The organism is Streptomyces sp. NPDC031265 (assembly GCF_055570295.1).
In genome coordinates this window covers 14,544-33,653 of sequence record NZ_JBVIHM010000010.1, presented here as the reverse complement: position 1 = coordinate 33,653, position 19,110 = coordinate 14,544, and the positions used below count along the sequence as shown (strand labels likewise).

The window sequence follows — 19,110 nt, the reverse complement described above, 5'->3', positions numbered from 1 at the left end:
GCAAATTCTGGTGCGGTCCCGCCGAAAGACGGGGCCGTTTCCTTGTCTGAACCGTTACGCCCAGGTAGTTAACAAACCACCGGAATGCCCACTCGGAGCCTGTGGAAGGCTCCATCGGTAGGACGCCGTCTGTGCAACCGCTAACCGCCACCCGAGTGAACGCGGACAGGAGCGGCCATGCCCGCAGCCCGTCAAACGCCAACGGAGCAGTTACAAAGAGCAGACTCCGCCACGCCCCGCACCCACCAGCCACCAGGTGAGCCCGTGAATCTGCCCATCGGCCGTATCCCCGTCCTGGACGTCCGCCCCGCCGTCGACTGCGGCAGAAGGCCGGCGAAGGCGGTGGCGGGCGAGACCTTCATGGTCACCGCCACCGTCTTCCGCGAAGGCCATGACTCGGTGGCCGCCAACGTGGTCCTGCGCGACCCGCGCGGGCGGCCCGGGCCGTGGACGCCGATGCGCGAGCTGGCGCCCGGCAGCGACCGCTGGGGCGCCGAGGTCACTCCGGCGGCCGAAGGGCGCTGGTCGTATACGGTCGAGGCGTGGAGCGACCCGGTGGCCACCTGGCGCCGGCACGCCGGGATCAAGATCCCGGCGGGTCTGGACACCGAGCTCGTCCTCGCGGAGGGCGCGGCGCTGTACGAGCGGGCCGCGCGCGGGGTGCCGAAGACCAAGGGCCGCGAGGCGGTGCTCGCCGCGGTGGACGCGCTGCGCGACGGCTCCCGCCCGCCGGCCGCCCGGCTGGCCGCGGCCCTGACCCCCGGGGCCGACGCGGCCCTCGCCCGGTACCCGCTGCGCGAACTGCTCAGCGCCTCGGAGCCGCTGTCGCTCCTGGTCGAGCGCGAGCGGGCGCTCTTCGGTTCCTGGTACGAGCTGTTCCCGCGCTCCGAGGGTGCGGTGGTGCAGGCCGGGAAGCCGCCGGTGAGCGGCACGTTCCGGAGCGCCGCCGAGCGGCTGCCCGCGGTCGCCGCGATGGGTTTCGACGTGGTCTATCTGCCGCCCGTGCACCCCATCGGCACCACGTTCCGCAAGGGCCCCAACAACAGTCTGTCGGCCGCCCCCGGCGACGTGGGCGTGCCCTGGGCCATCGGCTCGCCGGACGGCGGGCACGACGCGATCCACCCCGACCTCGGCACCCTCGACGACTTCGACGACTTCGTACGCACGGCCCGCGATCTGCGCATGGAGGTCGCCCTCGACTTCGCGCTCCAGTGCTCACCGGACCACCCCTGGGTGGACAAGCACCCCGACTGGTTCCACCACCGGGCCGACGGCACCATCGCTTACGCCGAGAACCCGCCCAAGAAGTACCAGGACATCTACCCGCTCGCCTTCGACCGGGACATGCCGGGCCTGGTCGCCGAGACCGTGCGGCTCCTGCGGTTCTGGATGGACCACGGGGTGCGGATCTTCCGCGTCGACAACCCGCACACCAAGCCGGCGGTGTTCTGGGAGCAGGTGCTCGCCGAGGTCAACGGGACCGACCCGGACGTGGTGTTCCTGGCCGAGGCGTTCACCCGGCCCGCGATGATGCACACACTGGCCCGGATCGGCTTCCAGCAGTCGTACACGTACTTCACCTGGCGCACCACCAAGCAGGAGCTGACCGACTACCTCACCGAGCTGACCGGCGAGGCGGCCGCGTACATGCGCCCCAACTTCTTCGTGAACACGCCGGACATCCTGCACGCCTACCTCCAGCACGGCGGCCGCCCCGCCTTCGAGGTGCGCGCGGTGCTCGCCGCGACGCTCTCGCCCAGCTGGGGTGTGTACGCGGGCTACGAGCTCTGCGAGAACACGGCGCTGCACGGCGGCAGCGAGGAGTACCTGAACTCGGAGAAGTACGAGCTGCGGCCCCGGGACTGGGAGGCGGCCGAGCGCGAGGGCCGCTCGCTGGCCCCGCTGCTGACCTCGCTCAACCGGATCCGCCGCCGCCACCCGGCGCTGCGGCAGCTGCGCTCGCTGCGCTTCCACCACACCGACAACGACGCGGTGCTCGCGTACAGCAAGCGCTCGGGGTCGAACACCGTTCTGGTGGTCGCCAACCTCGACCCCCACCACACCCAGGAGGCCACGGTCTCGTTGGACATGCCGGAACTCGGCCTTTCGTGGCACGAGTCCGTCCCGGTGCGCGACGAGCTCACCGGTGAGACCTACCACTGGGGCAGGACCAACTACGTGCGCCTAGAGCCGGGCCGCGCGCCCGCGCACGTGCTGGTCCTGCGACCGTCCCCGCCGATCGGAGGGTCACCCACACCATGATCGTCAACGAGCCCGTCCACGACACCTTCGAGGACACTCCCGCCAAGGACCGCGACCCCGAATGGTTCAAGCGGGCCGTCTTCTACGAGGTGCTCGTGCGGTCCTTCCAGGACAGCAACGGCGACGGCGTAGGGGATCTGAAGGGCATCACCGCCAAACTCGACTACCTGCAGTGGCTGGGGGTGGACTGCCTCTGGCTGCCGCCCTTCTTCAAGTCCCCGCTGCGGGACGGCGGTTACGACGTCTCGGACTACACCGCGGTGCTCCCGGAGTTCGGCGACCTCGCCGACTTCGTGGAGTTCGTGGACGCCGCCCACCAGCGCGGCATGCGCGTGATCATCGACTTCGTGATGAACCACACCAGCGACCAGCACCCGTGGTTCCAGGAGTCGCGCAAGGACCCCGCGGGCCCGTACGGCGACTACTACGTCTGGGCCGACAACGACAAGCAGTTCCAGGACGCCCGGATCATCTTCGTCGACACCGAGACCTCCAACTGGACCTTCGACCCCATCCGCAAGCAGTACTACTGGCACCGCTTCTTCTCCCACCAGCCCGACCTCAACTACGAGAACCCGGCCGTCCAGGACGAGATCCTGGCCGCGCTGCGGTTCTGGCTGGACCTGGGGATCGACGGCTTCCGCCTGGACGCCGTCCCGTACCTCTACCAGGAGGAGGGCACCAACTGCGAGAACCTGCCCGCCACCCATGAGTTCCTCAAGCGGGTGCGCGCCGAGATCGACGCGAGCTACCCGGACACCGTGCTGCTCGCCGAGGCCAACCAGTGGCCGGAGGACGTCGTCGACTACTTCGGCGACTACGCGGCGGGCGGCGACGAGTGCCACATGGCGTTCCACTTCCCCGTGATGCCGCGCATCTTCATGGCCGTGCGCCGCGAGAGCCGTTACCCGGTCTCCGAGGTGCTCGCCAAGACCCCGGCCATCCCCAAGACCTGCCAGTGGGGCATCTTCCTGCGCAACCACGACGAGCTGACCCTCGAAATGGTCACGGACGAAGAGCGCGACTACATGTACGCGGAGTACGCCAAGGACCCCCGGATGCGCGCCAACATCGGCATCCGGCGCCGGCTCGCCTCCCTGCTGGACAACGACCGCAACCAGATCGAGCTGTTCACCGCCCTGCTGTTCTCCCTGCCCGGCTCGCCGATCCTCTACTACGGGGACGAGATCGGGATGGGCGACAACATCTGGCTGGGCGACCGGGACGCGGTGCGCACCCCGATGCAGTGGACGCCCGACCGCAACGCGGGCTTCTCGTCCTGTGATCCGGGACGGCTTTTCCTGCCCACGATCATGGATCCGGTCTACGGCTACCAGGTGACCAACGTCGAGGCCGCCATGGCCTCGCCTTCGTCGCTGCTTCACTGGACCCGGCGGATGATCGAGATCCGCAAGCAGAACCCGGCCTTCGGACTCGGCTCGTACACCGAACTCCAGTCCTCGAACCCGGCGGTCCTCGCGTTCCTCCGGGAGGACAAGGACGACCTGGTGCTCTGCGTGAACAACTTCTCGCGGTTCGCCCAGCCCACCGAACTCGATCTGCGGGCCTTCGCCGGACGCCATCCGGTGGAGCTGATCGGCGGGGTGCGCTTCCCGGCCATCGGCCAGTGGCCGTACTTGCTGACCCTGGCGGGTCACGGCTTCTACTGGTTCCGGCTGCGCAAGGACTGCATCGTGATCGGCTAGTTCCACCCCGCCGAGGGGCGCCTCCGGGCGGCCCCGGGCGGGCCGGTTTCCTACGGCCCGCCCGGGGCACTCTCCTCAGCGACGCTCCGGACCGCTCCCAGTGGCACACCGGACGCTCCGCGCGCCGCCGGACAGCTAATGCCGCAATCCGGGACACTCTGCGCACATCCTGCTGTGAGCCCGGGGAAAGGACGCGCTGCCATGCCCAAGGCCGCACCCACCCTGACTCCTGTCGCGCTGCTGCCCTCGCTGGCGCCGCTGCTGCACGAATGGCTCCCCAGACAGCGCTGGTTCGCGGGCAAGGGCCGCCCGGTCACCGGCTTCTCGCTGGCCTCGGTCACCGAGCTGCTCCCGGGCTGTCTGCACCTGCTCGTACGGGCCGAACAGCCCGGCGCCGCCCCCGAGCCCTCTGACGTCTACCAGCTGCTGCTCGGCGTACGGAAGATGCTGCCGCCGCCGCTCGCCCCCGCGCTCGTCGGCCACGCCACCGCCGGACCGCTGACCGGGCTCACCGTGTACGACGCGCTCCAGGACCCGCAGGTCGCCGCGCTGCTCCTGGAACGGCTGCGCACGCCGGGGCGGCTCGGCCCGCTGCGCTTCGGCTGCGACGCGGGCATCCCCGTCCCCGCCGGGCTCACGCCCCGCCTCCTCGCCGCCGAGCAGTCCAACTCCTCGCTGGTGTACGGAGATACGTTCATCCTCAAGGTGTTCCGCCGGATCCACTTCGGGATCAACCCGGACCTGGAGCTTCCGCTGGTCCTGGCCCGGTACGGGTGCCCCCGGGTGCCCGCGCCCGCGGCCTGGATCCAGACCGAGCGGCCCGAGCACGCCACGCTCGCCGTGCTCCAGCCTTTCCTGCGCGGCTCCCAGGACGGCTGGCAGTTGGCGCTGCGCGCACTCGCCGACCGGCGCGACTTCACCCGGGAGGCGCACGCGCTCGGCCGGGCCACCGCCGAGGTGCACACCGCGCTCGCCGCCGCGCTGCCGGTGGTCACGCTCGGCCGCGCCCAGACCGAGCTGCTCGCGGCCGCGATGCGCGAGCGCCTGGAGGTGGCGGCGCAGGCGGTGCCGACGCTGCTGCCCCATGTGCCCGGGCTGCGCGCCGCGTTCGACGCGGTGACCCGGGTGGCCGGGTCCCGGCCGGCCCAGCGCGTCCACGGCGATCTGCACCTGGGCCAGACCCTGCGGACCGCCGGCGGCGACTGGGCGGTCATCGACTTCGAGGGCGAGCCCGCCCGGCCGCTGGCCGAGCGCCGCCGCCCGCAGCCGCCGGTCCGCGATGTCGCCGGGATGCTGCGTTCCTTCGACTACGCCGCCCGCACCCAGCCGCCGTGGCGCCCCGAGTGGGCCGAGTCCTGCCGGGACGCGTACTGCACGGGCTACGCGGTGACCGCGGGCACCGACCCGCGCGACGAGCCCGAGCTGCTGCGGGCGTACGAGACCGACAAGGCGGTGTACGAGGTGCTCTACGAGGCCCGCCACCGCCCCGACTGGCTCGCCGTCCCGATGGCGGCGGTCCGCCGACTGGCCCAGGACTGACCCCGACCCCCGCACCACCCCCCGAGGAGGCCGTACCCGTGACCGCCCGCCCGCCCACCGGCGACCGCCCGCAGAACCCCGATCCCTCCCGGCCCGCCCGCGCCGCCGCGCCGTCGAAGCCGAAGCGCGGCGGGAGCCACGGCGTCCGGGCCGCGCGGCCGCTCGCCGCCGACGACCGCGCCCGGCTGCTCTCCGGGGCGCACCACGACCCGCACGCACTGCTCGGCGCGCACTCCGTGCGCGGCGGCGTCGTGTTCCGGGTGCTGCGCCCGTACGCGCAGGCCGTGACCGTCCTGGCCAAGGGGCTCCGCGCCGAGCTGCACGACGAGGGCGACGGCCTGTTCTGCGGGGTGCTGCCGCTGCGCCAGGTCCCCGAGTACTCGCTGCTCATCACCTACGACGACAACGAGATCGAGGCCGAGGACCCGTACCGCTTCCTGCCCGCGCTCGGCGACCTCGATCTGCATCTGATCGGCGAGGGCCGCCACGAGGAGCTGTGGACGGCGCTGGGCGCGCGCCCGATGACCCACCAGGGCGTGCCCGGCACCCGGTTCACCGTCTGGGCCCCCAACGCCCTCGGCGTCCGCGTCACCGGCGACTTCTGCTACTGGGACGGCACCGCGTACCCGATGCGCTCGCTCGGCTCCACCGGTGTGTGGGAGCTCTTCCTGCCGGGCGTCGGCGACGGCGCGCTCTACAAGTTCGACATCACCCGCCCCGACGGCTCGCACACCCTGCGGGCCGACCCGATGGCCCGGCGCACCGAGGTGCCGCCGGCGACCGCGTCGATCGTGACCGAGTCGCACCACGTGTGGCAGGACGAGCTGTGGATGGCGGCGCGGGGCGACCGGCCGGTCCACGAGTCCCCGTTCTCGGTGTACGAGGTGCATCTGCCGTCCTGGCGACCGCGTCTGACATACCGTCAACTGGCTGAGCAGCTCCCGGCGTACGTACGCGACCTGGGCTTCACCCACGTCGAGTTCCTGCCGGTGGCCGAGCACCCCTTCGGTGGCTCCTGGGGCTACCAGGTGACCGGCTTCTACGCACCCACCGCCCGGATGGGCACCCCGGACGACTTCCGCTTCCTGGTGGACGCGCTGCACCGGGCCGGCATCGGGGTGATCGTCGACTGGGTGCCCGCGCACTTCCCGAAGGACGACTGGGCGCTGGCCCGCTTCGACGGGCGCACCCTGTACGAGCACGAGGACCCGGCGCGCTCCGAGCACCCCGACTGGGGCACCCTCGAATTCGACTACGGCCGCAAGGAGGTCCGCAACTTCCTGGTGGCCAACGCCACGTACTGGTGCGAGGAGTTCCACGTCGACGGGCTGCGGGTGGACGCCGTCGCCTCGATGCTCTACCTGGACTACTCGCGCGAGGAGGGCGAGTGGGCGCCCAACGAGCACGGCGGCCGGGAGAACCTTGACGCGGTGGCCTTCCTCCAGGAGATGAACGCCACGGTCTACCGCCGCTGCCCGGGCGTGATCACCATCGCCGAGGAGTCCACGGCATGGGACGGTGTGACACGCGCGACCCACCACGTGGGCCCCGGCGGCTTCGGCGGGCTCGGCTTCGGCCTGAAGTGGAACATGGGCTGGATGCACGACTCGCTGGGCTACGCGGCCCACGAGCCGGTCCACCGCAAGTACCACCACCACGAGATGACGTTCTCGATGGTGTACGCGTACAGCGAGAACTACGTCCTGCCGATCTCCCACGACGAGGTCGTCCACGGCAAGCGCTCGCTGGTCTCCAAGATGCCCGGCGACTGGTGGCAGCGGCGAGCCACCCACCGCGCCTATCTGGGCTTCATGTGGGCGCACCCGGGCAAGCAACTCCTCTTCATGGGACAGGAGTTCGCCCAGGGGGCGGAGTGGTCGGAGGCACACGGCCCCGACTGGTGGCTGCTCGACCCGTCGTACTCGGCCGAGCCGGACCACCGGGGCGTACGGGACCTGGTCCGCGACCTCAACACGGTCTACCGCGACGCCCCGCCGCTGTGGCAGCGGGACACCGACCCGGGCGGCTTCGCCTGGGTGGCGGGCGACGCGGCGGAGGACAACGTCTTCGCCTTCCTGCGCCACGACGCCTCCGGCGCCCCGCTGCTCGCCGTCTCCCACTTCTCCCCGGTGGTCCGCCACGACTACCGGCTCGGCGTCCCCGACACCGTCCCCGCCTGGGCGGAGGTCCTCAACACGGACGCCGCGCGCTACGGCGGCGGCGACATCCGCAACGAGGACCCCCTCAAGCCGGACTCCACGCCGGCCGACGGGCAGCCGGTCAGCATCCAGCTGACCCTGCCGCCGCTGGCCACGGTGTGGCTGCGGCCGGTGTGAATCAGCCGTCCAGCGCCTCTGCCAGCGCCTTCGGCAGGGGCGCCGAGTACAGCACACCGAGCCGCTGGGTGGCCCGGGTCAGCGCCACGTACAGGTCGCTGACCCCGTACTCGGCCGGCTCCACCACCAGGACCGTGTCGAACTCCAGCCCCTTGGCCTGACGCGGGTCGAGCAGGACGACCGGGCGGGTCAGATCGGGCTCGCCCGGCGGGACCTCCGGGAGCGCGGCGTGCAGCGCGGGGTGGAGGGTGCGGGGCGCGACGACCGCGAGGCGCCCCGCCCCGGGGGTCTCCGCCTTCACCGCGTCGGCGACGGCCTGCGCGAGGGCGTGCGGCGCCGCCTCACGCGCCCACGGCCGCACCCCCGTGGCCCGTACCGAGCTCGGCGGCTCGAACGACGGGTCCACCGCGCGGCAGACCTGCGCCGCCACCTCCATGATCTCGGCGGGCGTACGGTAGTTGACCCCGAGCCGCACATGCTCCCAGCGGTCCTCCACGTACGGCTCCAGGATCCGCCGCCAGGAGCCGACGCCCGCCGCGTCGGCGGTCTGGGCGGGGTCCCCGACCAGGGTGAGCGAGCGGGTCGGACAGCGGCGCATCAGCAGCCGCCAGGCCATCGCGGAGAGCTCCTGCGCCTCGTCCACGATGATGTGGCCGAACGCCCAGGTGCGGTCGGCGGCGGCGCGCTCGGCGGCGCTGCGGTGGTCGCTCTCCTCGTGGCGGTCCGCGAACCTCTCGGCGTCGATGATGTTGTGCGCCGCGAGCACCTCGGACTCCTCGTCCTCGAACTCGAAGCTCTCCGAGCCCGCGGAGAGGTCGAGGACGCCCTGTGCGTACGCGATCCGGTCCTGGCGCTCGGCCTCGGCGGCGGCGCGGGCGGCCGAGTCGTCCTCGCCGAGCAGTTCGGCGGCCTCGTCGAGCAGCGGCACGTCGGCCGCCGTCCAGTCACCGCCCTCGCGGCGGATCAACTCCGCGTCGGATTCCGGCAGATGGACGGGGTCGGCCAGGTAGTCCGCGACGAACCCCTGCGGGGTGAGCACGGGCCAGAACTCGTCGATGGCGGCGTGCACCTCGCGGCTGGTGGCGATCTCCTTGCCGAGCTGGGCGAGGTCGTCGGGGCCGAGCAGGTTGTCACCGCCGAACACATCCGCGCCGATCCGTTCCGCGAGCTGCGCGGTGAGCGCGTCGATGACGTGGAAGGCGAAGTGCGGGCGGGCCAGGTTGTGCGGCAGCCCGGACTCGCGGGCGCGCCAGCGGGCGTCCTCGGCCATGGCCCGGTCGAGGCTGAGCGTCCCGTACCCCTCGTGGTCGATCTCGGCGGCGGTGTGCGGCACGGTCTGCCGGTCGCGCACTGCTTTCGCCAGCACGTCGGCCATCTCGCTCCGGCCCTTGACCTCGGCGGCGGCCGGGGTGTCGGTGCCGGTGGCGTGCACACCGGGGAAGAGCTCGCCCATGGTGGCGAGCAGCACGCCGGTCTCGCCGAGCGCGGGCAGCACCTCCCCGATATAGCCGAGGAACGCCGGGTTGGGGCCGACGATCAGCACGGCACGCCGGGCCAGCTGTTCGCGGTAGGCATAGAGCAGATACGCCGCCCGGTGCAGCGCGACCGCCGTCTTGCCGGTGCCGGGCCCGCCCTCGACGACCAGGACGCCGCGCCGCGGGGCGCGGATGATTTTGTCCTGCTCGGCCTGGATGGTCTGCACGATGTCGTGCATCCGGCCGGTGCGGGCCGCGTCCAGCGCCGCGAGCAGCACGGCGTCGGCGTCCGCACCCTCGTGCCCGGTGCGGGCCGCGTCCGTGAGGTCGAGGATCTCGTCGTGCAGCGCGGTGACCGTGCGCCCCTGGGTGGTGAGGTGCCGCCTGCGGCGCAGCCCCATCGGGGTGTACCCGGTGGCGAGATAGAACGGGCGCGCCACATCGGCCCGCCAGTCGATCACCAGGGGCGTACGTTCCCGGTCGTCACGGCGGATTCCGATGCGGCCGATGTGGTGGGCGCGCCCGTCGGAAAAGTCGAGCCGGCCGAAGCAGAGCCCGTTCTCACCGCCGTCGAGCGCGCTGAGCAGCCCGGACTGCTCGGCCACCAGCACATCGCGTTCGAGCCGCGCCTGGAGACCGGTGCCGACCTGCGCCAGGGCGCGCCGCACCGACACCTCGGCCTGCTCGCGCAGGTCTTCGAGGCGCGCGTAGAGCCCGTCGATGAATTGCTGTTCTTTCCGAATTTCCTCGGTTGACAATTCCGCTCCTGACGCGATACAGTGCTTTCTGTAAGGGCTTTTCGTGTGTTTCCAAGAGAACGCACACGAAGAACTCACTATACGCAGAGAAAAACCCCGGCCGCAATATCGGACCGGGGCTTTTTGGTTTCTCCCGCACTTTCTACAGCACGTCTTCGAGCTCCTGCATCAGACGGCGCTTGGGGCGCGCGCCCACCATCGCCTTCACCGGCTCGCCCGCGCGGAACACCATCAGCGTCGGCATCGACAGCACGCCGTACTTCACGGTCGTCTCCGGGTCCTTGTCCACGTCCAGCTGCACCACCTTGAGCCGGTCGCCCTCCTCGAAGGCGATCTGGCTCAGCACCGGCGCGAGCTGCCGGCACGGCCCGCACCACTCTGCGGTGAACTCCACCAGCACCGGCAGATCCGCCGCCAGCACCTCCACGTCGAAGGTCGCATCCGTCACGATGTCCACCCCCACAGCCTGCACGCTCATCCCAAACCCTCCTCGATACCCGTCATTTCGCACCCGGGGACCCCGGGCACCAGCGAACCGGCCTCCAGCTCGGCGCGGGCCGTCTCGGCCCGGGCCAGCTGCGCCCCGACCTGGTCGCGTACGGACTGGAGCTGCCCGATGAGCCCGTCGAGCTCGGCCAGCTTGCGCCGGTACACGGCGAGCGACGCGGGGCAGGTGTCCCCCGCCGGGTGGCCCGCCCGCAGGCACTCCACGAACGGCCTCGTCTCCTCCAGCTCGAACCCGAAGTCCTGCAGGGTCCGGATCTGGGTGAGCAGTCGCAGGTCGTCCTCGTCGTACGCGCGGTACCCGTTCTCCGCCCGGCGCGCGGTCAGCAGCCCGCGCGCCTCGTAGTAGCGCAGCGCCCGGGTGGTGGTCCCGGCCCGCGCGGCCAACTCGCCGATTCGCATGCGGCGACGGTAATCCTTGACGCGGACGTCAAGGCAAGCATTTTGCCGGCGACCGCGTTCGGGGGAGCGTGCTGTCGGGGTGCCTGCGGCAGGCGATCCTGACTGCCGTCACCGCAGGCCGTGCGAAGCGACGAGGCGGGGCCTTCGAGCAAGGAGCGTCTCCAAGTGGCTCTCGGGCCAGAGCACGACGAAAGGGGGCGACTCCGGTTTCGTTGTGCCTCTCCGCCCATGCGATGGCGTCAGCCGAGAAGCTCCCACTCGTCGTGACCGGCGAGAGGCTCGCCGGACCGAAGCGTACGAAGGGACGGCGAGTAGGTGTCCGACATGGAGATGCCGCAGTGGAGGGGTGGCTGGGACCGAGCTGCGGAGGCCGCCGACGCGCTCAGGGGCGCGCTCGGGGCCGTCGGGGCATCGGAACGCTCCCGGGAGCGGCTACGGCCCGTCGTGAGCGGCCGAGGAACGCCGTGGGTCGAGGTCGGCATGATCCCCGCCGGCCTGGCCGAGAAGGTCGCCGAAGTCCTGCGAGCCGGGGCCGGTCACGCCGCGTCACCGGCAGGCCGACGGGTGACGTCGTGACCGACACAGCGCCCACCCCGTCACTCCGGCGGCAGCAGCGGTTTCCCGCTCACCGGGGACGACAGCACGATCGACGTCGTGGTCCGCCCCAGCGCCGACACCTCCCCCAGCACCTCCTCCAGGTGGACCGTGTCCGCGACCGCGACCTTGATGATCCAGCAGTCCTCGCCCACCACGTGGTGGACCTCCCGGATCTCCTCGCGCTCCATCAGCTCCAGCGTCCTGGGGTGCTTCAGGGTGTAGCCACCGTGCGGGTTGACCCGGATGAACGCCTGGATGCCGTAGCCGAGCCGCGCCGGGTCGACCCGCGCCCCGTACCCCGTGATCGCCCCGCTCGCCTCCAGCCGCCGCAGCCGTTCCGTGACGGCGGCGGGGCTCAGCCGCACCCTCCGGCCCAGCTCGCTCAGCTTGATCCGGCCCTCCGACTGGACCAGTTCGAGGAGCTGCCGGTCCACCTGATCGAAGGCCGGTGAGGAATCGTGGGTCAACGCCCTTGAACTCCGTGGTTCCTTCGGTACAGCGGACAGTTCTCCCATGTTTCCCCCTTCAGGACGCCGCCCGTCCACGTAACACTGTGTACATGGCAAACGACATGACGCAGAACACCCGAAACGTGCTGGTCATCGGCGGCAACCGTTACTTCGGCAAGCGGCTCATCGCCCGGCTCGTCACCGCCGGTGACCACGTCACCGTACTGAACCGGGGATCCTCACCACCCGCGCCCGGCACCGTCCACCTCGTCGCCGACCGCGACGACGAGGCCGCCCTCGAAGCCGCCCTCGGCGACCGGACGTTCGACGTGGTCTTCGACCAGGTCTGCTACACCCCGCGCCAGGCCGCCGCCGCCCGCCGCGTCTTCGCCCACCGCACCCGCCGGTACGTGATGACGTCGACGGTGGAGGTGTACGAGTACGAGGACTCGGCCCAGCCGGTGCGGGAAGTCGCCGTCGACCCCCTCGGCATCACCGTCGACCTTGAACTCCCCTGGGAGGAGGGCGACTTCCTCGCATCCCATTACGGGGAAGGCAAGCGGCAGGCCGAAGCCGTGTTCGCCGCCGCGCCCGGCTTCCCGTACGTCTCCGTCCGCGTCGCCCACGTCCTCGGCGGCGCCGACGACTTCACCGGGCGCGTCAGCCACTACGCGGACCGTCTCCGCGACAGCGAACCCCTCGCCGTACCAACCCCCAACCACCCCGCCACGTACATCAACGTCGACGAGATCGCCGACTTCCTCTTCTGGACGGCGGGGCAGGACTTCACCGGGCCCGTGAACGCCGCCTCGCACGGTCCGCTCACCACCGAGGACATCGTGGCCGCGATCGGCGGCGGGCCCGCACGGTACCGGGCGGTGGAGGTCGGGGAGGTCTCGCCGTTCTCCTTCCGGCGCTCGTACGGCATGGACAACAGCCGCGCCGAACAGCTCGGGTTCACCTTCTCGCACACCAAGGACTGGCTCACGGCCTCCGTGGCCGAGACGCTCAAGGGGAGCAACTGACATGCGGTACCGCGCACTTGGGGACGTGAAGGTCGGCGCCATCGGGTACGGCGCCATGCCCCTGTCCATCGAAGGTCGGCCCGACGAGGCGCGCGCCCTCGCCACCGTCCACGCGGCGCTCGACGCGGGGATGACCCTGCTCGACACCGCCGACTCGTACTACGCCCCCGGCGGCGAGCCAGGTCACAACGAGCTGCTCCTCGCCCGCGCCCTCGCCTCGTACGGCGGCGACACGGACGGCGTCCTCGTCGCCACCAAGGGCGGGCGCGGGCGCACCGGCGACGGGGACTGGAGCGTCGACGGGCGGCCGGAGCAGCTGAAGCGGGCCGCGAAGGAGTCGCTGCGGCGGCTCGGCACCGAGGCGATCGGCCTCTACCAGCTGCACAAGCCGGACCCGGCGATCCCGTACGCGGACTCGCTCGGCGCCCTGCGCGAGCTCCTCGACGACGGTACGGTCCGGCTCGCCGGGATCTCCAACGCCGACGCGCACCAGATCCGGCAGGCCGAGGAGATCCTCGGGGACCGGCTGGTGGCGGTGCAGAACCGCTACTCCCCGGCCGTCCGCGACGCCGAGCCCGAGCTGCGGCTCACTGCCGAGCTGGGGATCGCGTTCCTGCCGTGGAGTCCGCTCGGCGGCATCTCCCGCAGTTCGCTCGACGGGGCTTCGGGCATGGCCGCCGACTCCTCGTACGCCGGGTTCCACGCGGTCGCCGACGCCCGTGGCGTCAGCCCGCAGCAGATCGCCCTGGCCTGGCTGCTCGACCGCGCACCGAACGTGATCCCCATTCCGGGCGGCAGCCGCCCCGAGTCCGTACGGGACTCGGCGGCGGCCGCCGATCTGGTCCTCACCGGGCAGGAGCTGGCGCTGCTGCCGTGAGGGGCGCGTGCGTCAGGCCGTGCGCCGCCTGCGGATCTTGCGGACGATCAGCCAGATCACCAGGACGACCAGCGCCACGAAGAGCAGGAAGATCACCAGGAGGAAGATGCCCAGCTTCTTGAGGAAGCTCTTCTTCTTTTTCTTCTTCTTCGGCTTGGCGAGCGTCACATGGGAAGCGTGGCCGGCCGTCTGGTGCGCCGCCGGTGCGGCGGCGGGCGCGAGCGCGTCGGACGCCGGCTGCGCCGACACCGTCCGCACCACCGCGCTCGGCGCCGCCTCGGCCGCCGCCGGGGCGACCAGGGCCGTGCCCAGGATCAGGGCGAGTACCACTGCGAACTTCTTGCTCATCGTTCCGGTTCCCTTCACTTCGTCCCCACCACGAGACCTGCCGTCGCCTCGACTTCCATCAGCGACGCGCTGTGCCTCTCCGCCTCAAAGGCTGCCCGCCCTCCGCGCAGGCCGAACAGGCGCTTGGAGAGCAGGATGTAGAGCACGGCGAGGACATTGAGCCCGAGCGTGACGATCTTGAGATAGCTGATCTTCTCGGTGAGCTCGTAGATCTCCAGCGGCAGGAACGCCGCCGTGGCGACCACGGTCAGGTACTCCGCCCAGCGCTCGGCCCGCCACAGCCCGACGGCCTCGACGATCTCGATCAGCGCGTACACGAGCAGTGCCGCCGCCACCGCCACCAGCGTGGAGTGCTTGTAGCCGAAGGACTTCTGGATGGTGCCCACGACGGGCGAGTGGTCGAGGTCGTAGTGGAAGTGCCGGAACACCGGGCGCAGGAGGTCCAGGTTCTCGTCGAAGAGCCGGCGCACCGCGTCCTGGCTGTTGCTGAACTTCCACACCGCGGCCGCCACCAGGACGATGAACACCCCGCGCACCAGCCGCTCCACGGCCAGGAACCGCAGGATGAACAGATCCCGCAGTACCTTGCCGCGCGGCACCAGCGGCGCGTCCTCGGCGGGCCCCGAGCCGTGCGGGGCGCCGAGGGCGAAGTCGCCGCAGCGCAGACAGCGCCAGGCCTCGCCGAGCCCGGTGTGGGCGCGCAGCCGCTGGCGCAGCTCCGCCTCGCTCGGCTCGTACGTCACATGCCCCCGGCGCGCACAGGTGCGCCGGTCCCAGTCGATCTTCATTCCGCTCGCTTTCCCCGCCACCCGCTTCCGGACGGACGCCCCGCACGGTAGTGGACACCTGTCCGGACGCGTTCAGGGGGTGGCGGGTTCCCGCGCCTCGGGAACCTCCGGGGCGGGGGCGCCCTTGGCCGGCGCGACCTCCTGCTTCTGCGGCGCGGGCGCCGGTTCGGCCGGTCCGTGCGCGTCGCTCGTCGCGAACGTCACCTCGTCGAACGGGACCCGCCCCGCCAGGACCTCCTCGACCCGCGCCATGTCGATCTCCTTGGTCCAGGTGCCCACCAGGATCGTGGCGACGGCGTTGCCCGCGAAGTTGGTCAGCGCCCGGGCCTCGCTCATGAAGCGGTCGATGCCGACGATCAGGCCGACGCCGTCGACGAGTTCGGGGCGGTGCGACTGGAGGCCGCCGGCCAGGGTCGCCAGACCCGCGCCGGTCACTCCGGCCGCACCCTTGGAGGCGACGATCATGAACAGGAGCAGCGAGATCTGCTGGCCGGCGCCGAGCGGGCTGCCCATCGCGTTGGCGATGAAGAGCGAGGACATCGTGAGGTAGATCGCGGTGCCGTCCAGGTTGAACGAGTAGCCCGTGGGCACGGTGATGCCCGCCACCGACCGGCTCACGCCCAGGTGCTCCATCTTGGCGATCAGCCGCGGCAGCGCCGTCTCGGAGGACGAGGTGGAGAGGATCAGCAGGAACTCGCGGCCCAGGTACTTCAGCAGCCGGAAGATGTTCACCCCGGTCAGCAGGCGCAGCAGCGTACCGAGGACCACGAAGACGAAGAGCGCACAGGTGATGTAGAAGCCGATCATGATGACGGCCAGTGACTTCAGCGCGTCCGTGCCGGTCTCGCCGACCACCGCCGCGATGGCGCCGAACGCGCCCACCGGCGCCGCCCACATCACCATCGACAGGATCCGGAAGACCAGCTTCTGGATGTGGCCGATACCGCGCAGCACCGGCTCGCCGGCGGAGCCCATGGCCTGGAGCGCAAAGCCGACGAGCAGGGCGATGAGCAGGGTCTGCAGGACCTGGCCCTCGGTGAAGGCGGAGACCATCGTCTTGGGGATGATCCCGAGCAGGAAGTCGGCGGTGGACTCGCTGGCCCCCGCCGCCTGCTTGGCGCCCGCGTGCCGGGCCGCCTCGGTGAGGTGCAGGCCGGAGCCGGGCTCCAGGATGTTGCCGACGACCAGGCCGATGGCGAGCGCCACGGTCGACATCACCATGAAGTAGCCGAGCGCGAGTCCGCCGACCGCGCCGACCTTGGCGGCCTTGCGGACCGATCCGACGCCGAGCACGATCGTGCAGAAGATGATCGGCGAGATCATCATCTTGATCAGGTTCACGAAGCCGGTGCCGATGGGCTTCAGCTCGACGGCCACCCCGGGGGCGGCGAAGCCGACGGTGATGCCGATGAGCACCGCGGCGATCACGGCGAGATACAGGTAATGCGTGGGGGTACCTCCCTGGCCCTTGAGGCCTTGGGAGCGGTCCCGCCGGGCGGCTGCTGCGGTCACGGGGTGCCTCCTGCTGATTCCGTACGCGTCCCGCGTACGTGCGTCTGTGTCCCGATGGCTCGATGGATCCCCGCGACTATCCATCAGGCTGTGACGCCGGTCACCCTTGCGTGCATTTCGTTCACGCCGCTTGTCCGAACGGTGACCTGCGCGGGTGCACACTGTCCGGCATGCGCATACCCCGTCCCCGCAGTCTCGCGGGCCAGCTCTTCGCCATGCAGGTGGTGCTGGTCGCGGCGATCGTGGCGGGCTGCGCGCTCTACTCGTACGTCCAGGACCGGGCCCAGGCGGAGGAGACCGCCCGGCGCCAGACCACCGCGATCGCGACCGCCGTCGCCACCTCGCCCTCGGTGGTGGAGGCGGTCCGCTCCCCGGACCCGACGGCGGTCCTCCAGCCGTACGCGGAGACCCTGCGGCACACCTCGGGCGTCGACTTCGTGGTGATCCTCGCGCCGGACGGGACCCGCTGGACGCATCCGGTGCCCGGCGAGATCGGCCGCAAGTACCTCGGCGACATCCGGCCCGCGCTGCGCGGCGAGACGTTCAGCGAGACGCACATGGGCGTGCTCGGGCCGTCCGTGCGGGTCGTCTCGCCGGTGCGCGACCACGGCCGGATCACCGCCCTGGTCAGCGCGGGCATCACCATCGACAAGATCAGCGAGCAGGTGCGCAAGCAGGTGGCCGCGCTGCTCGCGGTCGCCTCCGGGGTGCTGGCGTTCGGCGGGCTCGGCACGTACGTGATCAACGCGCGGCTGCGGCGGCACACCCACGGGATGAACGCGGCCGAGCTGAGCCGGATGCACGACTACCACCAGGCCGCGCTGCACGCGGTGCGCGAGGGACTGCTGATGCTGGACGGGCAGCGCCGGATCGCGCTGATCAACGACGGCGGCCGGGAGCTGCTCGGGCTCGGCGAGGACGCGGTGGGCCGGTCGGTGGCCGGGCTCGGGCTGCCCGCGCCGCTCGCGGGGGCGCTGCTCGCGAGCGAGCCGAGGGCGGACGAGGTCCATATGACGGCCGACCGGATCGTGGTGGTCAACACCCGCCCGGTCTCCAGCGGCGGCCGCCGGGGCACCGTGGTGACCCTGCGCGACCACACCGAACTCCAGTCGCTGGCGGGCGAGCTGGACTCCGAGCGCGGGTTCACCCAGGCGCTGCGGGCGCAGGCGCACGAGGCCGCCAACCGGCTGCACGCGGTGGTCTCGCTGATCGAGCTGGGCCGGACCGGGGAGGCCGTGGAGTTCGCGACCGCCGAGCTGGAGCTCGCCCAGGCCCTCACCGACCAGGTCGTCACGGCGGTCGGCGAGCCGGTGCTCGCCGCGCTGCTGCTCGGCAAGGCCGCCCAGGCCAACGAGCACGGCGTCGAGCTGACGCTGACCGAGGGCAGCGCCATCGAGGACGGGCTGCTGCCGCCCACCCTGCCACCCCGCGACCTGGTCACGGTCCTGGGCAACCTGGTGGACAACGCGGTGGACGCGGCGCAGGGCAGCGCCGGCGCCCGGGTCGCGGTCACCCTCACCACCGAGGACCAGGAGCTGGTGGTGCGGGTCGCGGACAGCGGGCAAGGGGTCGATCCGGCCGCCGTGGACGCCGTCTTCGAGCGCGGCTGGTCGACCAAGAGCCCGGGGCGCGGCATCGGCCTGGCGCTCGTGCGTATGACGGCCGCGCGGCACGGTGGAAGCGTGGAGCTGACGCAAGGGCCCTACGGGGGAGCCGAGTTCACCGTACGGCTGCCGCTGCGCAGCGGGGCGGTGGCGGTATGACGGCCGCCGGAGGGTCCGCCGGCGGGCCCATCAGAGTGCTGGTCGTCGAGGACGACCCGGTCGCCGCCGACGCGCACCAGCTGTACGTCGGCCGGGTGCCCGGCTTCACGGTGGCCGGGGCCGCCCACTCGCGGGCCGAGGCGCTGCGGGTGCTCGACCGCGTCGAGGTCGACCTGCTCCTGCTCGACCTCTATCTGCCGGACGGGCACGGCCTCCAGCTGGTCCGCTCGCTGCGGGCCGCCGGGCACGGCGCGGACGTCATCGCGGTGACCTCGGCCCGCGATCTGACGATGGTGCGCGAGGGCGTGTCGCTCGGCGTCGTCCAGTACGTCCTGAAGCCCTTCACCTTCGCCACCCTGCGCGACCGGCTGGTGCGGTACGCCGAGTTCCGCGCGACCGCCGGGGAGGCCAGTGGTCAGGAGGAGGTCGACCGGGCGCTGTCCACCCTGCGCGCCCCGCAGCCCGCGGCCCTGCCGAAGGGGCTCAGCGCGCCCACGCTCCAGGCGGTGACCCGTACCCTGCGGTCCTCGCCGACGGGCGTCACCGCGTCGGCCGCCGCCGAGACCGTCGGCATCTCGCGCATCACCGCACGCCGCTATCTGGAGCATCTGGTCACCACGGGCCGCGCCGAGCGGACCCCGCAGTACGGGCAGATCGGCCGCCCGGAGCTCCAGTACCGCTGGGTCGACTCCCGCCGCTGACAAGTGACTTGACGATCCGTCAGACGATCACGGCGGCCGACGGGCCCCATTGACCTTGCCCCGGGGCG

The 19,110-nt window shown here is 71.6% G+C and carries 16 protein-coding genes; 9 read left to right on the top strand and 7 right to left on the bottom strand.

Annotated elements, in window-relative coordinates; translation table 11 throughout:
• Positions 1–177: 177 nt before the first annotated feature.
• The 4 genes from ACZ499_RS17345 (at position 178) to glgB (ending at position 7,843) form a co-directional block, all read left to right on the top strand.
• Positions 178–2,262 (top strand): alpha-1,4-glucan--maltose-1-phosphate maltosyltransferase, encoded by a 2,085-nt coding sequence (locus tag ACZ499_RS17345; protein ID WP_468675864.1) that lies wholly within the window; start codon positions 178–180, stop codon positions 2,260–2,262.
• Positions 2,259–3,968: a maltose alpha-D-glucosyltransferase gene (gene treS / locus ACZ499_RS17340; protein WP_385536579.1), complete on the top strand. Its 1,710-nt coding sequence runs from the start codon at positions 2,259–2,261 to the stop codon at positions 3,966–3,968. Before ACZ499_RS17345 ends, treS begins: the two co-directional genes overlap by 4 nt.
• Positions 3,969–4,169: 201 nt before the next feature.
• Positions 4,170–5,507 carry a maltokinase N-terminal cap-like domain-containing protein gene (locus ACZ499_RS17335; RefSeq protein ID WP_468675863.1) on the top strand — a complete coding sequence of 446 codons (1,338 nt, stop codon included), beginning with the start codon at positions 4,170–4,172 and terminating at the stop codon, positions 5,505–5,507.
• Positions 5,508–5,545: 38 nt separating this feature from the next.
• Positions 5,546–7,843 (top strand): 1,4-alpha-glucan branching enzyme, encoded by a 2,298-nt coding sequence (gene glgB / locus ACZ499_RS17330; RefSeq protein WP_468675861.1) that lies wholly within the window; start codon positions 5,546–5,548, stop codon positions 7,841–7,843.
• A 1-nt stretch (position 7,844) separates the two neighbouring features.
• On the opposite strand, the gene ACZ499_RS17325 is transcribed toward glgB, so the two are convergent.
• The 3 genes from ACZ499_RS17325 to ACZ499_RS17315 form a co-directional block, all read right to left on the bottom strand.
• Positions 7,845–10,076, bottom strand: coding sequence for a HelD family protein (locus ACZ499_RS17325; protein WP_468675859.1), 2,232 nt, complete (start codon positions 10,074–10,076; stop codon positions 7,845–7,847).
• A gap of 142 nt (positions 10,077–10,218) precedes the next feature.
• Complete coding sequence (gene trxA, locus ACZ499_RS17320; protein ID WP_468675858.1) at positions 10,219–10,554, bottom strand: thioredoxin; 336 nt, start codon at positions 10,552–10,554, stop codon at positions 10,219–10,221.
• Complete coding sequence (locus ACZ499_RS17315) at positions 10,551–10,982, bottom strand: MerR family transcriptional regulator (RefSeq protein ID WP_468675855.1); 432 nt, start codon at positions 10,980–10,982, stop codon at positions 10,551–10,553. The genes trxA and ACZ499_RS17315 overlap by 4 nt, the downstream gene beginning before the upstream one ends.
• Positions 10,983–11,297: 315 nt before the next feature.
• On the opposite strand from ACZ499_RS17315, the gene ACZ499_RS17310 reads away from it, so the two are divergent.
• On the top strand, positions 11,298–11,558 hold the full coding sequence (locus ACZ499_RS17310) for a hypothetical protein (RefSeq protein WP_468675854.1): 261 nt from the start codon (positions 11,298–11,300) through the stop codon (positions 11,556–11,558).
• A gap of 20 nt (positions 11,559–11,578) precedes the next feature.
• On the opposite strand, the gene ACZ499_RS17305 is transcribed toward ACZ499_RS17310, so the two are convergent.
• Positions 11,579–12,094 (bottom strand): Lrp/AsnC family transcriptional regulator, encoded by a 516-nt coding sequence (locus ACZ499_RS17305; RefSeq protein ID WP_468675852.1) that lies wholly within the window; start codon positions 12,092–12,094, stop codon positions 11,579–11,581.
• A gap of 44 nt (positions 12,095–12,138) precedes the next feature.
• Here ACZ499_RS17305 and ACZ499_RS17300 point away from each other — a divergent pair, with 44 nt between their 5' ends.
• Positions 12,139–13,053, top strand: coding sequence for an NAD-dependent epimerase/dehydratase family protein (locus ACZ499_RS17300; RefSeq protein ID WP_468675849.1), 915 nt, complete (start codon positions 12,139–12,141; stop codon positions 13,051–13,053).
• A 1-nt stretch (position 13,054) separates the two neighbouring features.
• On the top strand, positions 13,055–13,930 hold the full coding sequence (locus ACZ499_RS17295; RefSeq protein WP_468675848.1) for an aldo/keto reductase: 876 nt from the start codon (positions 13,055–13,057) through the stop codon (positions 13,928–13,930).
• A gap of 12 nt (positions 13,931–13,942) precedes the next feature.
• On the opposite strand, the gene ACZ499_RS17290 is transcribed toward ACZ499_RS17295, so the two are convergent.
• From ACZ499_RS17290 to ACZ499_RS17280, 3 genes are all read right to left on the bottom strand, one after another.
• Complete coding sequence (locus tag ACZ499_RS17290; protein ID WP_468675846.1) at positions 13,943–14,278, bottom strand: hypothetical protein; 336 nt, start codon at positions 14,276–14,278, stop codon at positions 13,943–13,945.
• Positions 14,279–14,292: 14 nt separating this feature from the next.
• The gene (locus tag ACZ499_RS17285) at positions 14,293–15,066 is read right to left on the bottom strand and encodes a DUF2127 domain-containing protein (RefSeq protein WP_468675844.1); all 774 of its coding nucleotides are present in this window, start codon (positions 15,064–15,066) and stop codon (positions 14,293–14,295) included.
• Between the two features lie 72 nt (positions 15,067–15,138).
• The gene (locus ACZ499_RS17280; RefSeq protein WP_468675842.1) at positions 15,139–16,578 is read right to left on the bottom strand and encodes a cation:dicarboxylate symporter family transporter; all 1,440 of its coding nucleotides are present in this window, start codon (positions 16,576–16,578) and stop codon (positions 15,139–15,141) included.
• A gap of 170 nt (positions 16,579–16,748) precedes the next feature.
• Between ACZ499_RS17280 and ACZ499_RS17275 the strand changes: the two genes are divergently transcribed.
• Both ACZ499_RS17275 and ACZ499_RS17270 read left to right on the top strand, forming a co-directional pair.
• A complete protein-coding gene (locus ACZ499_RS17275) occupies positions 16,749–18,341 on the top strand; it encodes a sensor histidine kinase (protein ID WP_468675839.1) in 1,593 nt (530 codons plus the stop codon).
• Entirely contained in the window at positions 18,338–19,042 is a 705-nt protein-coding gene (locus tag ACZ499_RS17270) for a response regulator (RefSeq protein WP_468675836.1), read from the top strand. Before ACZ499_RS17275 ends, ACZ499_RS17270 begins: the two co-directional genes overlap by 4 nt.
• Positions 19,043–19,110 lie beyond the last annotated feature (68 nt).